16 protein-coding genes are annotated in these 17370 nt (G+C 65.6%); 12 read left to right on the top strand and 4 right to left on the bottom strand.

Annotation, left to right across the window (positions count from 1 at the left end; all coding sequences use genetic code 11):
* The first annotated feature begins 77 nt into the window (after positions 1-77).
* Both BES08_RS16180 and BES08_RS16175 read left to right on the top strand, forming a co-directional pair.
* Positions 78-1178, top strand: coding sequence for a glycosyltransferase family 4 protein (locus BES08_RS16180; RefSeq protein WP_069708922.1), 1101 nt, complete (start codon positions 78-80; stop codon positions 1176-1178).
* Positions 1175-2101, top strand: a complete 927-nt coding sequence (locus tag BES08_RS16175) for a glycosyltransferase family 2 protein (RefSeq protein ID WP_069708921.1) — start codon at positions 1175-1177, stop codon at positions 2099-2101. The genes BES08_RS16180 and BES08_RS16175 overlap by 4 nt, the downstream gene beginning before the upstream one ends.
* Before the next feature lie 16 nt (positions 2102-2117).
* On the opposite strand, the gene BES08_RS16170 is transcribed toward BES08_RS16175, so the two are convergent.
* From BES08_RS16170 to BES08_RS16155, 4 genes are all read right to left on the bottom strand, one after another.
* A complete protein-coding gene (locus BES08_RS16170) occupies positions 2118-4739 on the bottom strand; it encodes an Ig domain-containing protein (protein WP_069708920.1) in 2622 nt (873 codons plus the stop codon).
* Positions 4740-4741: 2 nt separating this feature from the next.
* Positions 4742-5008 (bottom strand): spike base protein, RCAP_Rcc01079 family, encoded by a 267-nt coding sequence (locus tag BES08_RS16165; RefSeq protein WP_069708919.1) that lies wholly within the window; start codon positions 5006-5008, stop codon positions 4742-4744.
* A gap of 111 nt (positions 5009-5119) precedes the next feature.
* On the bottom strand, positions 5120-6205 hold the full coding sequence (locus tag BES08_RS16160) for a polysaccharide pyruvyl transferase family protein (RefSeq protein WP_069708918.1): 1086 nt from the start codon (positions 6203-6205) through the stop codon (positions 5120-5122).
* A gap of 2 nt (positions 6206-6207) precedes the next feature.
* Positions 6208-7074, bottom strand: a complete 867-nt coding sequence (locus tag BES08_RS16155; RefSeq protein ID WP_069708917.1) for a glycosyltransferase family 2 protein — start codon at positions 7072-7074, stop codon at positions 6208-6210.
* Between the two features lie 227 nt (positions 7075-7301).
* Here BES08_RS16155 and BES08_RS16150 point away from each other — a divergent pair, with 227 nt between their 5' ends.
* The 10 genes from BES08_RS16150 to BES08_RS16110 all read left to right on the top strand — a co-directional run bounded on the left by BES08_RS16150 (position 7302) and on the right by BES08_RS16110 (position 17235).
* Positions 7302-8576 carry a polysaccharide pyruvyl transferase family protein gene (locus tag BES08_RS16150; RefSeq protein ID WP_197524399.1) on the top strand — a complete coding sequence of 425 codons (1275 nt, stop codon included), beginning with the start codon at positions 7302-7304 and terminating at the stop codon, positions 8574-8576.
* The gene (locus BES08_RS16145) at positions 8573-10009 is read left to right on the top strand and encodes a glycosyltransferase family 4 protein (protein ID WP_069708915.1); all 1437 of its coding nucleotides are present in this window, start codon (positions 8573-8575) and stop codon (positions 10007-10009) included. The genes BES08_RS16150 and BES08_RS16145 overlap by 4 nt, the downstream gene beginning before the upstream one ends.
* Positions 10010-10048: 39 nt before the next feature.
* The gene (locus tag BES08_RS16140; RefSeq protein WP_156799886.1) at positions 10049-10927 is read left to right on the top strand and encodes a hypothetical protein; all 879 of its coding nucleotides are present in this window, start codon (positions 10049-10051) and stop codon (positions 10925-10927) included.
* Between the two features lie 17 nt (positions 10928-10944).
* Positions 10945-11865, top strand: coding sequence for a hypothetical protein (locus tag BES08_RS16135; RefSeq protein ID WP_156799885.1), 921 nt, complete (start codon positions 10945-10947; stop codon positions 11863-11865).
* 55 nt (positions 11866-11920) lie between these two features.
* A complete protein-coding gene (locus tag BES08_RS33655; RefSeq protein ID WP_197524398.1) occupies positions 11921-12157 on the top strand; it encodes a hypothetical protein in 237 nt (78 codons plus the stop codon).
* An 88-nt stretch (positions 12158-12245) separates the two neighbouring features.
* Complete coding sequence (locus tag BES08_RS16130; protein WP_051211520.1) at positions 12246-12524, top strand: PqqD family protein; 279 nt, start codon at positions 12246-12248, stop codon at positions 12522-12524.
* Between the two features lie 37 nt (positions 12525-12561).
* Positions 12562-14529, top strand: coding sequence for an asparagine synthase-related protein (locus BES08_RS16125; protein WP_069708912.1), 1968 nt, complete (start codon positions 12562-12564; stop codon positions 14527-14529).
* On the top strand, positions 14526-15590 hold the full coding sequence (locus BES08_RS16120) for a 50S ribosomal protein L11 methyltransferase (RefSeq protein ID WP_069708911.1): 1065 nt from the start codon (positions 14526-14528) through the stop codon (positions 15588-15590). Before BES08_RS16125 ends, BES08_RS16120 begins: the two co-directional genes overlap by 4 nt.
* On the top strand, positions 15587-16081 hold the full coding sequence (locus tag BES08_RS16115) for a lasso peptide biosynthesis B2 protein (protein WP_069708910.1): 495 nt from the start codon (positions 15587-15589) through the stop codon (positions 16079-16081). Before BES08_RS16120 ends, BES08_RS16115 begins: the two co-directional genes overlap by 4 nt.
* A complete protein-coding gene (locus BES08_RS16110) occupies positions 16078-17235 on the top strand; it encodes a nucleotidyltransferase family protein (protein WP_197524397.1) in 1158 nt (385 codons plus the stop codon). Before BES08_RS16115 ends, BES08_RS16110 begins: the two co-directional genes overlap by 4 nt.
* Positions 17236-17370: the final 135 nt, after the last annotated feature.

Genomic DNA, 17370 nt, shown 5'->3' with positions numbered 1-17370 from the left:
TTGGCAAGGTCCGGTATCGCCCGTCGAGTTCGCTGCAGCGCAATATTATGTTGCGGCTCGATTCTCCGGGAATTTCGATGCTGCCTGTATATATCAATGGAAAGTTTTACTCGGGCGGCCTCAACGGCGTTCACCGCGTTGCCGACCGCCTTGTTCGGGAAATCGATGCGCGTCTGGGCGTTCCCGGCGCCCCGCGGGTTACCCTGCTCCTGCCCACTCGCGATGGCGGCGACTGGAAGCCGATGCTGCGCAACATCGCAGTGCGGGAACTGGACGAGGTCGCCTCGCAATATTGGGAGCAACGCAGGCTTCCCGCGCTCTCCTCCGACGGCGTGCTGGTCAACCTCGCGAACCTCGCGCCGCTGCGCCACCGCCGCAAGGTGACGCTCATCCATGACGCGCAGTTCCTGTTCCCTGACAGTTCCTATCCGCTGCGCCAGCGCGTGGGCTACCGGTTCCTGGCCCCGCGCATGGCCCGTTCGAGCGCAGCCGTGCTCACCGTCAGTGACTATTCCCGGCGCGTGCTTGATGTGATGGGTGTCTCTGCGGCGCGGCGCACGCACGTGCTCTACAACGGCGCCGACCATATCCTGGAGGACGATGCTGACTGCTCGGTGCTCGCCGCGCACGGCCTTGCGCTGCGCGGCTACGCACTGATGTTCGGCAGCCCGAAGGCTTACAAGAACAATGCCGTGGTTTTCGCAGCCTATGCGCGAAAAGCACCGGCGGGTGTGCCGCTGGTCGTCGTCGGTGCTTCGCGAGATGCCCTGGCCGCAGCCGGGTTGGCAGTCCCGGAGGACGCGATATTCGTCGGCCCTTGCGGCGATGCCGCGCTGCGCGCGCTCTATGCCGGTGCGCGATGCCTGCTTTGCCCCTCCCGTACCGAAGGTTTCGGCCTGCCTCCGCTCGAAGCGATGCTCTGCGGCACGCCCGCCGTAGTGGCACCGGCGGGCGCAATGCCCGAAGTGTGCCGCGACGCCGTTCTCTATGCCGACGTCGATGATCCCGCATCCTGGGCACAGGCGATAGCCGCGCTCGATCCCGCCGGCCCCCTGTTCGCACATAAAGTGGAATCCGGTCTCGCCCGGGCTGGCGAGTTCACTTGGGGACGCGCCGGAGCCGAGTTGCTCGATACCATCCTCACCCTCAGCGACCGGTCATGGCGGAACCTCGCATGAGAAATCTTCCGCCACGCGTCTCCGTGATCCTGCCGTGCTACAACGGCGAAGCCTTCCTGCGCGAAGCCGTGCAGTCGATCCTCGAGCAAAGTTTCACGGATTTCGAACTCATCATCGTCGATGACGGCAGCACCGACGCCTCGCCCGTGCTGCTGGCCCGCATGGCGCAGGGAGACGAGCGCATCCGTGTGGTGACGCAGCCCAACGGCGGTATCGTCGCCGCGCTCAACACCGCAATCGATCATTCGCGGGGAGAATACATCGCCCGCATGGACGCGGACGACGTGTCATTTTCCCGGCGCCTCGCCTTCCAGGTCGCCTGGCTGGACGACAACCCGCACACCGTCATCGTCGGCGGCCAGGCGGTCTCGGACCGCCATCCTACCGCAGCCAGCATCCGTACTTGCGGCGGGCGGCACACAGCCACCGACCTTTCCGTATTTCCGCCTCGCGTCGCGGTGTCGATGCACCCGCTGATCATGATCCGGGCAACGGCGCTCAAGGCCATGGGCGGCTATCGCAACGACTACCGCCATGCCGAGGACTATGACCTGTTCATCCGCGCCGCCGCCTTCGGCCGGATCGACAACCCGCCGGTCGATGTACTCTTCTATCGCCGCCACGACGGCGCGATTTCGGTTGGAAACGTCGAGGAACAGGAGCGCTCAGCCGTCCGAGCCGAACTCGACGCCCTGGTTCGCGCCGGCTCCGCCCTGCCTCCGCGCCTGGTGGTGAAGGCCTATGTCCGGCTGCGCGTATTTCGCCGCTACCGTGCGATCTCGCGCGAAAAAACGCGGGCAATGCGACCCGCCATGCTGGCGAGCCTGTGCGGTGTCGTGCCCGCGGCGCTCGCATCGAGCCGTTTCCGGCGTCTGCCCTTGTTGATCGGGGCCGCCCTCGTGCGCTCGTTGCGCACGGCATGAGCGCGGCCCCAGACTCTCAACTCGCCTGCAGAGCGAGTGTCGCCGCGACCCAGTTCGACGTGGCGGAGATCGTGTAGGCCGCCGGATCCTCGGCACCCGCGCCCAGTTTCCAGGCGGTGGCGTTGGTCGATTGGCCGCTCGCGCTCGACACGCGCGACGTGATGCCCGAATACCCCGTCGGCCCCGAGGAGATGGTCGCGGTACCGTCCAGCGCGAGCGCGGCTATATAGAGACTTGCGCCGCTCCAGCTTGGCGTCAGCGCCGGCGGATCGGCCGCGACGGCATTGCCCCGCGCATAAGTCGAAACTTCCGCCGCACCGCGTGCTCCCGTCACCCGCAACACACGGGTCACGGCCTGCTGCGCACCAGAAAGCCCCACGTTGAGCACCTTGCCCCCCTCGGTCCCGTCCGCAGTCCTGGTGAATATCGCCAGCAGATGCTGGTTGGAATTCGCCGAGTAGGCGGCGCGCTGGGTCCATGCTCCGGCGGTGGCGTTGTCCCACCCGACCGTGACGGTGCCATCCACGCTCATCACGGCGACGAGAACGTCTCCGGCATTGACCGTGGCCGGCATGGTGACCGTCACTGCGGTCGCATCGGCGGTATTCCAGCTTTCGGTCTGATCGGCCACCGCGATCGTCGCCGATGCGGCCACGGTCAGGTCAAATTCCGCCTGCGCCGCCGCGCCGAGGCTGTCCGTAGCGCGCAGGATCACGCCGGAAGTCGTGCCGGATACCGTCGGCGTTCCCGAGATCACGCCCGTCCCGGTATCGAGCGAGAGGCCCGCAGGCAGCGGAGCGGAGCCGGTTGCCAGCGCAAAGGTGAACGGTCCCGTGCCCTTGACCAGCCGTGGCAGGTAACCCGTGTACGTCAGGCCCTGCTGTGCAGGCTGGGCGACGTACTTGAGCGTGAACGGGATCGCGGCATAGGCTGCCAGCAGGTGCGCGGCGCGCGCGCCAGCATGCACCTCGTTGGGGTGAACCCCGTCCGACGAATTCGCGGTCATCGCCATGCCTCGCCCGGCATCGGTTTCCGCATCGGAAAGAACGAACCCGGCGTCGCTAGCCACAAGGTCGATCGCATCGAAGCAAGGCAATCCATCCTCGGCTATCGGGTTGGAGCGCAGCCAGGCATTCCAGGCATCGCGCGCACTTTCCTGCGCCGCGGTGAAGCTGGTGTCGGCATAGGCCTGCTGCCAAACCACCGTGGAGAACCCGTAAGCCCGCAAACGCGCCGCCATTCGCCGTGCCTGCACCTTCATCGCCTCCACTGCAGAGAGCGCGGTCGCACTGTCGGTCACGTACGACTTGATGTCGTTGTGGCCATAGTCCGCGAAGTAGACGTTCGGCACGCCCGGCGTGATGTAGCCGGCCGAGACGGTGTCGAAATCGTTGTAGTGCTGATCGAGCCTGTGCCCGGCAATCCCGATGTTGCGCAGCAACACCGACGCTGCCGAGCGGTGGTGCATGGCCGCAGTGATCGTGCGATTGTTCGCGCCGCCGGTCCCGAAGACGATGCTGTCACCGCCGCCGAGGAACGACAGCGTAGCCGGTTCGCAGGTCCCGAATACCGTCTTGAGCGTCGCCTTGATCCCGGTCACTTCGGCATCGGACGGGGCACTGCCATAGACTACGAACGCGCGCCAGTCGGTCCGGCCGCCATATTCGATCGCCTCGCCGACTTCGCCGCCAGCGTTGAGGGTTGCGGGGGCAGCGGCAGGGTATGTGGCGGTCTGCTCGTCGCGGTGCACGACTTGTTTCGAGGCGTTCGAGACGAGGCCGATGACCGCCAAGTTGCTGACACTCAGTGCCTGCGCATTGGTGGCGGTCGCCGGAATCGACGCGCTCGCGACCATCGGCTGCATTGCAAGATTGCCCGCCGTGCGCGGACTGGTGAGGCCGTAGTCGGTCGTGCCCGCGCCGAAAGCCCAATACGCGCAGGTGGCGGCCTGCCCCGGCGTTCGTGCGACCATGAAGACCGCGCAGTCCGCGCGCGGAATGGCCAGTGTCGCCGGGATCAGCATAGGGCTGTCGGTGTCGTAGTTGGTCACGGTCGGTCCGCCCTCGCCCAGCCATAGAGACGGTTGCGCAGATGCGCTCGGCTGCGTGAGATGGCGGCCGTTTCCGGTCTGATCGTAGACTAGCGCGACACCGAGCGTGGAGGTGCCCATGAACGCAGCGGCCGCCGCGATATCAAGCGCTTGCCCGGCGAACCCGATGTCCTGCTCGGCACCGTCGGAGGCGCGGCGGACCCGTAGGGCCGGCCCGTCATACCCGGCGACAAGCTTGCCCAGGCCATAGGCTCCCGCGAGCGCGGCGCTTGCAGGCAGCCAGGTGCCCTGCTCCGGAGCCGCCGTCGCGCCGGTCAGCGTCACGGCATATTCCACCGCGCGCAACGACAGACCGGATCCCGCGCTCTCCCGGATCAGCGCGACCTGGCTTTCCCCCGCCGCAAGGGCCGAGGCGGCAGACACAAGTTTGCCGGAGATCGAAAGGTTCGCATGGCTACCCGGACGCAGGCTGAAGGTCGAGCCGGCGCCGAGCGAGCGCGCCAGGGCCAGCAGGTCGCCATTGCCGGATACGGTTCGGGCGCGGTTGGCGACGCCGCCGGAACGACCGCCGGAAACAAGGCGCACCATGCTCACGCCTCCCCGACGAGATCGGCGGCAGTGGTCCCGGTTGCCCGCACATAAAGCGCGCGTACGGCGACGAAGCTCGCATCGGGAAGATTGCGGTAAGTCACGTCGGTCGTGCCGTCGATGCCGCGCAACACGATGTCGCCTCCGGTTCCGACGTAGATACCTTTGGGCACCAGCGCCAGTTGCTCGGTATCACTCGGCACGATGGGATAAGGTGCGCGCGAAGGGGCGAAAGCGGCATCGGATTGAGTCTCGAAAGGATCGGACATGGCATGCTCCGGCTGGATGGCGAAGAGTTCGACGCGACTCGTATCGCATCGATGTTCGACTTATGTTCCATCGGATTCGGTGTAGGAAAGTTGTTTGTGCGCGAATCCGCGTCACAGGTTTCGCGCAGCGCTCAACGCCAGATTTTGTCGCATCCGGCGGCGCGACAGGCGATCGAACGACAAAGCTGCATCCAGGCATGCGCCTGCGGCCGTTCGTCCCTCTCGGGGCAGCACGGGCACGTCGAAGCGGTCGGCCACCACGCGAACTTTGGCAGTGCCGTCCTCCACCGCTAGCGCAGGAGCATCGGCGAGGATCGCGAAGATCAGCGCATGAAGGCGATTGGTCACCACCAGCGCGGCTTCGCGATAGAGCGTCACCAGTCTGGCAAGGTCGTAGCCGTCAAAGACCGTGATCTCCCGGTCCGGCCAGCGTGCGACCAGACGCGCGGCGACGGCCTTGTCCATGCAGGCGCGCGGGTCATGACAGGCAATGGCCAGCCCCGCTCCCGGCAGGCGGTCCAGAGCCCGGGCCACTACCGCGTCGAGCGCGTCGCCCTCGATCGAGCGCCCCTCGCTGGGATCGGCACAAGGCGCCACGATTATCCATCGCCGTGGCCCGCCTCCCGGTATGATCGCATGCGCTCCGCCGGTCGGCAGGAACACCATATCGGCATGAACGGCCCGCGCTTTGCCCGGAAACAGCCGTTCCAGATTTTTGCTCGAGCCCTCGTCTCGCAGATTCACCACGCCGCACTGCGCGAGAATCGCCTGCCACAAAGCCCGCCGCAACGGCGACCTGATCACGCTCACGCCAAGTCCGCGCGTGACGAGCGCTCCCCCGCCAAGCCTAGCGCTGACGATCGCAAGCAACAGCCCGACAAGCGCCGCGATCGAGACGTTGTCCCGAACGAGTTGCCCGCCTCCCAGCACGATCTGCGCTCCGAAAGCCCGGCGCGCGAAACCGAGCACCGCCCGTCCGGACACGAGTTCGCCGCCAGCAGTGATCACTTGACGCTCGATTTCTGCGGGAAGAGGCGCCCAGCGCCGCACGATCCCGCCGCGCCCCTCCGTTAAGGCGAGGTTCTGCAGCAACAGCTTCAGATCGCCCAGATTGTGGAGATCACCGCAGACGAACACTTGTCGTCGCACGCGCCCGCGCGCGGGGCTACCGACCGCATCGAGGGGTGACGCCGGCATGCTCACATCTCGAGAATTCGGCGGGGGTCCACTCGTCCGCGCAGGCAATCGAGCAGCGCGATGATGTTCCCCAGCAGGCGTCCGCGCCGGTCGATCAGCGGCTCCGGCCACAGGCTGCGGCACGCGTTCGACACAAGGTTCTGCATCATCAGCCGGTAGCCGAAATCGCGCCGCATCGTGCCCTTGCGCTGCAGGTAGACCACATTGGCGACCTGCGAGTAACCCAGACGCTTTCCGGATGTCCGCCCGCCGCTGACGCCGAGATGAACACCCGTGACGGCTCCCGTCGAAACCTGGCGCCCCTTGCGCCCCAGTCGGCTGGTGAAGTCGATGTCTTCCTGCCAGCCGTACAGAGGCAGATTCTCGTCGAAACGCATGCCCCTGGCGGCGCTCATGCGGATCGACATGTTGCACCCGTAGAGTTCATGCCTGTGGCGCATCGCGGCCGGTGGGGCGGCAGGACTGGCAAGGATCGCCTTCGCCTCTGCGACGCTGAAACCGCCGCGCCGCACCCCGTCCGCGCGCAGTTCGCCGGTAATGCCGACAAGTTCCGGATGAGCAACGAAAAGCGCCTCGACACTGGCGAGATAATTGGGCGCAGGAACGAAATCGTCATCGAAAAAGACGATGATGTCCGCCACGTTCTCCAGCGCATCCAGCGCGCGGTTGCGCTGACGGCAGAGCCCTTTTTCCGAGAACAGCACTTGCGTCCGGCCACGTGCGGAATCGATGCCGGCCACGTCTTCGGGATCGACTGCGGCGACAAGCACGCCGTCAGCGCGGCGTGTCTGATCCGCAAGAAGGTCCACCGTCTGCCGCACCACCTGCGCGCGGCCGACGGTCGCGATCACGACATGGATACTGGGCAAGCGACTGTTCCTCGTGTTTCGACGTCATCAAGATCAAATGGGCGTAGAAAAATGGCCGACAAATACATCCATCGCCAACCGAATACTTTTATTCGCCACAAAGGTACGGCCATGACGGCGATCATCATCGTTAAAATACATTCACCATCTGCGAAGAGCCGATCAGTTCTGTTACGCCATGCTCCGAAGACATGACCTGCCGGTCTGCGCCATGGAGTTGCTTACGAATGAACGCCTCGTCCAACGCCATACGCCCGGCCATGGCGCCGGACGGAAGTGCACAAGACGAAGCGCGTTTGCTTTCACGGATTGTCCTGCTCAATGTGAAGTACAGCCCCAACCTGGGCGACGGCTTGCTCAGCGAATGCCTGGAACGGGAACTGGCGCGCGCACTGCCGGATTGCGAAGTCACTTCCATCGATCTGGCGGGGCGCACCGGTTATCCGTCAGGCTACGGCCGAACACGCGGGATCGCACTTGCCCTGCTCGAGCGACTGCCCGGCAGGCTGCGCCGCTGCGCCGCGTGGACGATGCTGCGCCTTGTCATCGCGGTACGCCTGCGGCGGCATTACAGCGCCGGGCTCGAGGGCGCCGAAGCGGTGATCGTGGGCGGAGGAAACCTGCTCACCGATGCCGATCTCAATTTCCCGATGAAAATCTCCGGCGCGCTGGCTCAGGCTGCCCGCCGTGACCTGCCTGTCGTGATCTATGCCGTCGGCGTCTCCTCGCGGTGGTCGCGATGGGGTTCGCGGATTTTCGCACAGGCTCTGGAGCGGTCACGGCTGGCCTGGGCCTCGGTACGCGACGAAGGATCGCAGAGAGCCTGGCAGCGGCATTTCGCGGGATACGCAGTCCCACCGGCACAGCTGACCGTCGATCCCGGCGTGCTCGCCAGCAGCCATTACCCGCAGAGCCTGCGCCGTCCCGGCACGCGCAAGATCGGCGTATGCATCACCGATCCGCTGGCAGTACGCTATCATAGCGATGCGGCCTGCGCGGCGAACCTCGAAGCGTGGTATCCTGCGGCGCTGCGATCGCTGGTGGAGCACGGCTTCGAAGTCGTCCTGTTCACCAACGGCAGTCCGGAAGACAGGGAATACCTGCACCACCGGCTTCATGCCTGGGTTCGCCAGGCCAAAGGCCCGGTCATGCTCGCGCGATCGTTCGACACGCCCGCCGATCTGGCCGCGCTGGTGTCCGGGTGCGACGCCATCGTCGGCCACAGAATGCACGCATGCATCGCCGCCTATTCCTTCGGCATTCCGGCGATCGGGCTGCGCTGGGACGAAAAGCTCGACAGTTTCTTCCGACTGGCCGGTCGCGCCGAGCATATGCTGGATCCGTCCGCCATCGCGGCCGAGGAAATGGGCACCCGGACCGCCGCCGCTATCGCCGACCACTTCGATCCCGCCCCCCTTGCCGCCCGCGCCCGCTCGGAAGTCGAAGCCCTCGCAGCCACCCTTCGAACGGCCGCGCTGGCGCGCCCGAGGCGCGTCCGATGATCGATCGCATCGTCCAGATCAACGATCTCAGCGACCCAAAGGGCGGAGCAAGCAAACTCGCGGTCGAAGCGGCCTGCGGACTTGCGGCGCGTGGCCACCCGGTAACTTTCATCACGGGCGATGAAGGACACAGCCCTGCATTGACCGCCGCGGGAGTGGACATCGTCGCGCTGGGGCAACAGCGGCTCAAGGCAAGCGGGCGCTTCAGCGCATTGGCGAACGGCCTGTGGAACCGGGCCGCCCATGCCATGGTCTGCGCATGGATCGCCGCCCACGATACTCCGCAAACCGTGTACCATCTCCATGGCTGGGCACAAATCCTGTCGCCCGCAGTGTTCGGCGCTCTCACCCCCGTGCGCGACAGACTGGTGATTTCCGCTCACGATTTCTTCCTCGCCTGTCCGAACGGCGCGTTTGCATGGCTCAAGTCAGGCAATGTGTGCCCGCATACGCCGCTGTCCCAGGCGTGCCTCATCACACCTTGCGATCGTGACGGCGCGGCGCACAAAGCGTGGCGCAGCGTGCGTCAGGCAATCCACCGCAAGGCTTTTCACCCTCGATCCTCTCCGCCGGTCCTCGCCATTCACGAAAGCATGCGCGAATTTCTTTCCCGAGGCGGAATTCCGGACCACGCCATCGTCACTCTGCCCAATCCGGCCGTCCCTTTCTCACAAAGCCGCATCCCGGCCGAGCGCAACCGGGAGGTCCTTTTCGTAGGCCGCCTGGAAGACTCCAAAGGCGTGGACCTTGCCGCAAGAGCGGCCGCGATGGCCGGAGCACCGTTGAGCGTGGTGGGGGAAGGCCCATTTGCCGATCGCGTCACGGACCTGTACCCGGCGGCGCGCATGCTGGGCCGGCGTTCTTCGCCGGAAATCCGGGAGATCGCAGCCCGGGCGAGAATGCTTGTCATGCCAAGTCGCTATCCGGAGCCATTCGGCCTGGTCGCGATCGAAGCGGCGTGGAGCGGGCTGCCGGTAATCCTTGCAGAAACCGCGCTACTGGCGCCGGACATCATCGGCTGCGGTGCCGGGCTCGCGATTGACCCGCGCGACACGCCGCGCTTCGCAGCCGCAATCCTGCGACTTTCCGAAGACGACACCGCAATTCGCGCCATGAGCGAGGCCGCCTATGCCGCAACGCGGCCTCTTGCCTTGACCCCGCAAACCTGGATCGATCGGATCGAGGGTATACTGCACCAGAGGATCGCCCCATCGCCCATCGAGGATCAGGTAATCAGCGCCACTATCCCCGCCCATAGCGCAAGACTGAGCGCCCCCGCCAGCAGCCACCATTTCCAGACGATGGGCCTGCCGCCGGCGGGCGCAGGACGCGACCGGGCATTCGATGAAGCGGACGGCGGCCTTGCGACAGCGTGTTCGTCCCTCGGGTCGTCACCCGCCATGATCAGCAGTTCTTGCCATGCAACGTCGTAATACCCGCCCTAACGATAGGAATTCTGCCGGGTTTCTAGCATGGCGCTACCGGACGGTCGAGCCGCCGAGGACCGAAACGTGCTGCAGTCGCTAGACTTGTCCGATCCACTCGTCGCACGGCACTACATGGCGGCAATGCACGTCCTGCACGGATTGCCGGGCTTCGACTGGTACGACGGCTGCTTTCTCGCCAAGTTCGAGGCCGCGCGCAGGATGCTGGCTATCGTCAGACCTGGTGAAAGCCGGCGCTTCGCCGCAGCATTCGATACCTTGCGGACGAGGGCGGATTTCGAAGTGCGGCGGGTGCACAACGTCCTGCCGCCGGCTCGCTTTGCGGATTTTCTCGCTCAGTTGCGCGCCGTTCCCGCGTCCAGCCTGCATGGCCACGAACGCGGCGATTTCGGCCGCCGCATTGCCCGCGATCTGCCGATTCTCGCGGAATTGCAGTTGGAATTGATGCCGCTGGTCGCCGAACTGGCAGGCGAAGCGGTGGAGCCCTGCTACACGTTCCTCAGCCTCTACGACGGCGCAGGAACCTGCGCGCCGCATCTCGATGCACCGTCGGCGAAGTGGACGCTCGATCTGTGCCTCGCCCAAAGCGATGAATGGCCGATCCATTTCAGTTCCGTGGTCCCCTGGCCTACCTCCGATGCCGACGGAAACGTGCCGGCCACCACGGCTTTCCGGTCCCATTCGCTGCGCCCCAATGAAGCGCTTCTGTTTTCGGGTTCATCGCAGTGGCACTACCGGGACGCGATTCCTGACGCGGGTTTCTGTCACCTTGCATTTCTGCACTACCATCCTGCAGGTTGTGCCGATCTCGTTCGCCCTGCGCGATGGGCGGCACATTTCGATATGCCGGAGCTGGCGATTCTCGACGCGGTGTTTGAAACATTGCGCCCGGATCGTCGTCAATGAGTGGTTGGACATATGGCGTGTTCGGCCTCGAGGTAGAATTCCCTCGTGAAGTCATGACCTTGCGCAGCGCGCAGGTTACGCCGCAGCGCCCAGCCGACGTCCGCATAGCTTTCGCTGCCGTGCCGCCGCAGCCATGCATGGAAACGGTCAACGATGACCTCGACGTCGCATGGAGCACAGAGGGTCTGACCATCTCCGTCGAAGAAGTCGGCCGCTTTCGCGTGAGCAATGGCGACACGGTGATCGTCGATCCCTGGCCCGGCGCCACACCGGCAGAAATCGACTTATACCTGGCGGGATCGGTCATGGGCGCGGTACTCCACCAGCGCGGAATGCTGCCGCTGCACTGCAATGCCTTTGCATGCGACGGTCGAGCGATCCTGCTTTGCGGCGATTCCGGAGCAGGCAAGTCAACGCTCGCCGCCTGGTTCGAGAGCCGTGGCTACCCGCTGCTGACCGACGATGTCTGCGCCGTCACTTTCACGCGGGAGGGGCACGCGGTAGGTCACCCCGGAATGCCGCGACTGCGGCTTTGGGACGACGCGCGCCATGCGATGGGCCGAAGCAAGGCGCCGGTCTCTTCCATCCCGTGGGCCGAAGGCAAGTTCGAGATCGAGATGCACGCAGATCGCGTCAGGGCCGAGTTGCCGATCGCCGCGATCTATCACCTCCTTCCGGCGGAACCTGACAATCACTTCGGCATCGCCGGATTGCATGGCCTGGGTGCAGTCGATGCCATCACCGCGTCCATCTATCGGCGTAGAATCGCAGACCTTGCCGGAGGGGCGAGGCGATATCTGCGGGAAGCGGTGGAACTGGCCTCCTCCACACCCGTCTTCCGTATTTCGCGAACCTGGGGATTCGAGCATTTTTCAGCACAGTCCCGCCAAATCGAGACACATTTTAAGTCGATTTTGAATGAAATTTCATCACCATGAAATTGTGTTAATCGCTGATTTATAGAGATGATTATTTATACAATCCGAGCGATACATGCATTCGGATAATGATTACTGTGATTCTCATGGAACACGAATTCATTTCCGTACTCATACTCAAATGAAAGGTTGGTTAGATATGGCCAATTCGGAAAATTCCGCCGGCGTATCCGGCCGTCTGTCGTGGCAGCGCCCCTCCGTCGTCCGCATGGGCGCGGCCGATGCGGAAGGAAACACGATGATGTCGATGGTCACGGACACGCTTCGTCCGCGTCGCATGATGGGTTCCTGAACAGGGGAGGCCGGTGCCGATGCCCATTTCGGGGACCGGGGCCGGCTTCTTCCCCGCATTTGCGCCCCATCAAAGGACCGGACCGATCATGGCCACGACGTACCTCGAAACCTTCACGAAGGTTCCCACGACCGCAACGGCCGAGATCGACGGCCAACTCGTGGCGCTCGATATCCAGGCGGGAATCTGCTTCGGACTCGATCCTGTCGCAACCCACATCTGGAAGCTGCTCGATGCGTATCCGACCGCTGACCGCCTTTGCGCGGCGCTGCTGGAACTCTACGATGTCGATCCCGCCACATGTGAAGAGCAGACCCTTTCACTTCTCCACGAACTTGCCGACATCGGCCTGATCAGCCGGGCCTGATCACGGCAATGACGGTGGCCCTACCCGAGATACCCGCGTGACGGCGATCTGCGCCCGCTGGAACCGCGACGGCGCGGACGCTTCCGAGACTGGCCGGATTTTCGCACCGGCCGCGCGGCGATACGGGCGCGCGCAGTGGCATGAATGGAGCGACGGCGCCGCTTTCCTCGGCAAATGCCTCTATCCGCTGATGCCGCAAGACCGTCTGGCGGACCCGCTGGAGGACACTAAGCCTGCAGGTTCATCTCGCTGGATCATTGCCGCCGACGTCCGACTGACGGAACGCGAAGACCTTGCCCGGCAGCTTTCGCTCGATGCCGGCGGCCTGTCCGACAGCGCGCTGGTCGCCGCTGCGCTGGAACGGTGGGACGAGGCGGCGTTCGAGCGCATTTACGGCGTCTTCGCAGTCATCGCATGGGACCGGCACGGCAGGCGCCTGATCATGGCACGCGATGCGCTGGGCGAGCGGCCGTTGTTCTACCATGTGGAAGGCGCGCTCTGCTCCGCCGCATCGATGCCCGACATCCTGCTGGCCGACCCGCAGGTGCCCCGGGCACCCGATCCCGGCCAGTATCGCCAGTTCCTGAGAATGAACACATTCGGCCCGGGATGCTCGGCACTCCAGGGCATCCGTGTCGTCAGGCCCGGTCACATCGTCACGGTCGGCACCGCAGGCGTCGAGGAAAAACTCTGGTGGAAACCCGACCTCACGCCGCTGCAATTGCCGGAGCAGGCCGACTATGAAGCCGCGCTCGGCTCGGCGCTGGAAGCGGCAGTGGCGGCCTGCCTGCACCGCACGGCGGGGAAGTTGGGGACGCACCTCAGTTCCGGGTTCGACAGCACCGCCATAGCGACGACGGCGGCCCGGTTGCTTGCCGCACAGGGCGACAGCATCACCGCGTTTGTCGCCGCGCCCCGTTCCGGCCCGGGGCGCACGATGGCGCCGCGCCACATCGCCGACGAATCGCTGCTGGCGGCTCGAACCGCCGCGATGCACTCGAACATGGACCTGGTTCGGCACGTGCCGCGTAGCGGGCCGCTGGCAGCGCTGCATCGGACGCGCGGCCTCTATCCCACGCCCATCGCGAACTTGTGCAATCTGCCCTGGTTCGAGGAGATCAACGACCTTGCCCGCGATCACGGGGTAAGCGTCCTGCTGCACGGACTTCAGGGCAATACGTCGATCAGCGAATCCGGCGTCTGGGCCTTGCGCGAACTCGCCCGGCAGCGGCGGTTCGGCACCTGGCTGAAGATCGCTCGAGGCCTCGTGCGCGGCGGCTGGATGCGCTGGCGCGGGGTGCTGTTCAACACCATCGAGGATCGCCTTCCCGATCGGCTCTGGCGCTGGGCCATGGGCGCGTCCGGCCAGACCGTGGAGGATGAACGCGCGATGTCGCTGCTCTCCCCCGGAGCATACACGCAGGCTGCCGATGCCCACCGCCGGGCCGCCATCGCTGCCGGAGAACCCGAGCCCGACCTCGACGAGCACGGCCGGGAACGCGGGGTCACCTCGCTCGACTTCCGGCTCGGCGCCCTGCGGACGAACGGGGATGGCGACATGTACAAGGCGATGCTCGCGCAATGGGGGCTCGACCTGCGCGATCCGACGGCGGACCGGCGCCTCGTCGAACTCTCGCTGCGCATCCCGGTCGAGCGACTGATCTGGAACGGCGAACCGCGCGCGATCCTGCGCCGCATCCTGGCCGACCGCGCTCCGCCGGAAGTGCTGGATAACCGGCAGCGCGGCTACCAGAGCGCCGACTGGGCGCAATCGATCTGCGAGGACCGGCAAGCCTTCATCGAGGAGATGGAGCGGCTGGAACTCTACGAGCCGACCGCGGACTTCCTCGACACCGCCCGCATCCGCCGTCTCGTCGACACCCTGCCCGCCGCAGACTCCCCCGAATGGGACAGCGATGAGGCCGAGAACAGCTATCGCCTGGCCTGCCTGCGCACGATTTCGGCGGCAAGCCACATGCGGCACATCGCAAGGAGCAACCTGTGACGCCGGACGCCCGACAAGTCCCCGCAAGCACCGTCCCGATCGATACCCTGCTGGCTTCGGTCCACGGCAATCCCGTCGCCATGATCAATTGCGCGCGCACGCTATTGATCGCGAGCGGCGACGTTACGCGTGCCCGCGCGGTCTGCCATGAAGCGCTCGCGATTGCCCCCGGCCACCCAGAGGCGCTCGCCCTGGCCCGCCCGATCCTGTCGGACGGGATCGGCGCCTGGTATTTCACGATGGTCCTCGATGCCCGTCGCCATGCCCTCTATGCCAAGGCGCTCGGCCAGGTCCTTCGCAGCGGCGGCGTGGTGCTCGACATCGGCGCGGGAACGGGGCTTTTCGCGATGCTGGCCGTCCGGGCAGGCGCAACCCGGGTGATCGCCTGCGAGCGCGATCCGCAAGTCGCGCGGGCCGCGGAGCAAGCCATTGCGCGCAATGGCTTTGCGGATCGCATCACCGTCCTCCCGATCGATTCGCGCGAACTTCGGCTCGGACGCGACCTGCCCGAACCGGCCGACGTGCTGCTGTGGGACAATCTGGCCAACAATTTCTTGGGGGCCGGATGCGCGGCAACCCTGGCGGATGCAAAGGCGCGGCTGGTCAGGCCGGGGGCTCCGGTGTTGCCGGAACGGGCCGAACTCTTCGCCGCCCCGGTCACCGACCTGGAAGCGGCCGAGCACCGGATGGGCGTGGTCGAGGGTATCGACATGAGCGCCTTCAACATCTTGCGCTGCAGTGATTTCACCATTGCGCGCGGCAAGTTCGAACTGCGCGGCGCTCCTGTCACGCTGTTCGACTTCGATGCAGCGGGCGGGCGCATCCACCCTGGCCGCGCCAGCGCAGAAGTCTCGCTAAAGCGGGGCCGGGTCGACGGGATCGCCCAGTGGCTGCGCTTCCACCTCGGCGAGGGGCTGGTCTACGATACGCTGGACGAAGACGTGCGCGCCTTCGGCGCCCAGTTCCACGTCACCGAATGCTTCGAGGCGGACGAGGGCATGAGCGTGCACCTCCATGGCGCCCACGATACCCTCGACACCTGGTTCTGGCTGGAGCGGTGAACCGGGAAGACCTCTCAACGCTGCGCATCAAGTTCGGCCGGTTCGACTGGGAAGAGCGCCGCTGCCTGGCCGAGGCGATGCTGCTCCTTGTACTGGCGGCGGTGGCGTTGCGCATCCTGCCGCTGGGGCTCTTGGGGCGAATCGCGGCGGCAGGACCTTTCGGCGCATCACCGCCAACGCCCGAGCGCAGCGAAGTGCTGACGTGGATGGTCGGCTGGGCGATCGACCGCGCCGCCAAGCGCAGCCCGCTGAGGGCATTGTGCTTCGAACAAGGGATGGCCGCACAGATCATGCTGCGCCGGCGCGGGATCGATTCCACGCTGCTGTACGGTATCGCTGCCATGCCCGGATCATCGCGCCCCATCCGTGCCCACGTCTGGATCGAGACCACGCAGTTCCCGGTCATTGGCGCACCGGAACCCGGCGTCTTCGCCCTCCTCGCGACATGGCCCCGGGGACGGCGCGCGATCTGGGCGGACTGCGCGGCGTGACCGTGCGGTCACTCTTGCGGGCAGAATTCACATTCCTGCTGCTTGCCACCACCTGGCCGCACGATGCGGCAGCGATCGCAGCCATTCGCGCGGCGGCGAAAGACGTAACGGATACAGACCTGCTGATGGCCCTGAGCCGCCGCCATCATGTGACCGGCCTCGTCGCGCGGGCAGTCGGTCACTGCCACCGCTTCGCCGGTTCGCGCCTGCGCCGGGACTTGCAGGCAGAAGCAATGGCGCTGGCGGAGGAGCAGTTCCGGCAACTCATGCAGACGCATCATGCCGTCGCTGCCCTGCGTGCCCAGGACATTTCCGTAGCCGTGCTCAAGGGCGTTCCCGCCGCGCTGGCCGTCTACGGCGAGGTAGGCGTAAGGCGCAGCGTGGACATCGATCTTCTCGTCGGACGCGATCATGTCGATCGGGCGCGCGTCGTGCTGGAGCAGATCGGCTACGCTCGCAGCGCTCCGCCGCCTGGTGCCACCGCGCACGAACTGCAAGGCAGCAGGCGCTACGGCAAGGACTGGGGCTTCGATCACTTCCACAGCGACACCGGCATCGAACTGCACTGGCGGCTGTTCCAGAACCCGCGCCTGCTCGGCTGCGTGGATGCCGGGGATGCGCAGGCGCGCACGGTGGCCCCCGGGTTGAGCCTCCCGGTCCTGCCGCCGCACGTCACCGCACTCTACCTTGTCCTGCACGGTGCCGAGCACGCCTGGTCCCGGCTGAAGTGGCTGGCCGACCTTGCCGCGCTGCTGCGACAGGACACGCACATGCCCGGCCGCATCGCGGCGGCCGCAGCCGCGCAGGGCCTCGCGCAACCGGCGATGGCGGCGCTGCTGTTGTCTCGTGAACTGTACGGGACGCCCATGCCGGAGGAAACGGCGATGCCGGGATGGCGGGCACGTGCACTTCACGCCGTCGCCCGCGCCAGCCTGCTGGGTGCACAGGATGGCGCTGAACTGGAGGATTGCGCAACGGCAACGACGAGGAAGAACCTCAGCCACTACCTGTTCAGCCGTGATCCGCGCTTCTGGTGGCACGAACTTGCCTACGATCTTTTCCATGACGCTGACGGACGCGGTTTGCGACACGTCGCACAGCGGACGCTCAACGTTCTGCGGCTGCCCGCTGCTGCGAAAGTCTCCCCCCGTTAAAGCGGTTTCCGATCCGACTGCATCGGAGAAACCGCTCTAAGTCATTCGTTTACCGCATTTTCCGAGTCATCAGATGTTTCCATCTGATTGGAAAATGCTCTAAACGCGATTTTCAGGATTGGGCGCTAGCGAATA

Origin of the sequence: Novosphingobium resinovorum, from assembly GCF_001742225.1 — a bacterium.
Lineage (GTDB): Bacteria > Pseudomonadota > Alphaproteobacteria > Sphingomonadales > Sphingomonadaceae > Novosphingobium > Novosphingobium resinovorum_A.
This window is presented reverse-complemented; position numbering and strand designations above follow the sequence as displayed.

Excerpts from the sequence above, each read along its gene's own strand:
- BES08_RS16180 (WP_069708922.1), top strand. The coding sequence starts at position 78 with ATGCTGCCTGTATATATCAATGGAAAGTTTTACTCGGGCGGCCTCAAC.
- BES08_RS16175 (WP_069708921.1), top strand. The coding sequence starts at position 1,175 with ATGAGAAATCTTCCGCCACGCGTCTCCGTGATCCTGCCGTGCTACAAC.
- BES08_RS16170 (WP_069708920.1), bottom strand. The coding sequence starts at position 4,739 with ATGGTGCGCCTTGTTTCCGGCGGTCGTTCCGGCGGCGTCGCCAACCGC.
- BES08_RS16165 (WP_069708919.1), bottom strand. The coding sequence starts at position 5,008 with ATGTCCGATCCTTTCGAGACTCAATCCGATGCCGCTTTCGCCCCTTCG.
- BES08_RS16160 (WP_069708918.1), bottom strand. The coding sequence starts at position 6,205 with ATGCCGGCGTCACCCCTCGATGCGGTCGGTAGCCCCGCGCGCGGGCGC.
- BES08_RS16150 (WP_197524399.1), top strand. The coding sequence starts at position 7,302 with ATGAACGCCTCGTCCAACGCCATACGCCCGGCCATGGCGCCGGACGGA.
- BES08_RS16145 (WP_069708915.1), top strand. The coding sequence starts at position 8,573 with ATGATCGATCGCATCGTCCAGATCAACGATCTCAGCGACCCAAAGGGC.
- BES08_RS16140 (WP_156799886.1), top strand. The coding sequence starts at position 10,049 with ATGGCGCTACCGGACGGTCGAGCCGCCGAGGACCGAAACGTGCTGCAG.
- BES08_RS33655 (WP_197524398.1), top strand. The coding sequence starts at position 11,921 with ATGCATTCGGATAATGATTACTGTGATTCTCATGGAACACGAATTCAT.
- BES08_RS16130 (WP_051211520.1), top strand. The coding sequence starts at position 12,246 with ATGGCCACGACGTACCTCGAAACCTTCACGAAGGTTCCCACGACCGCA.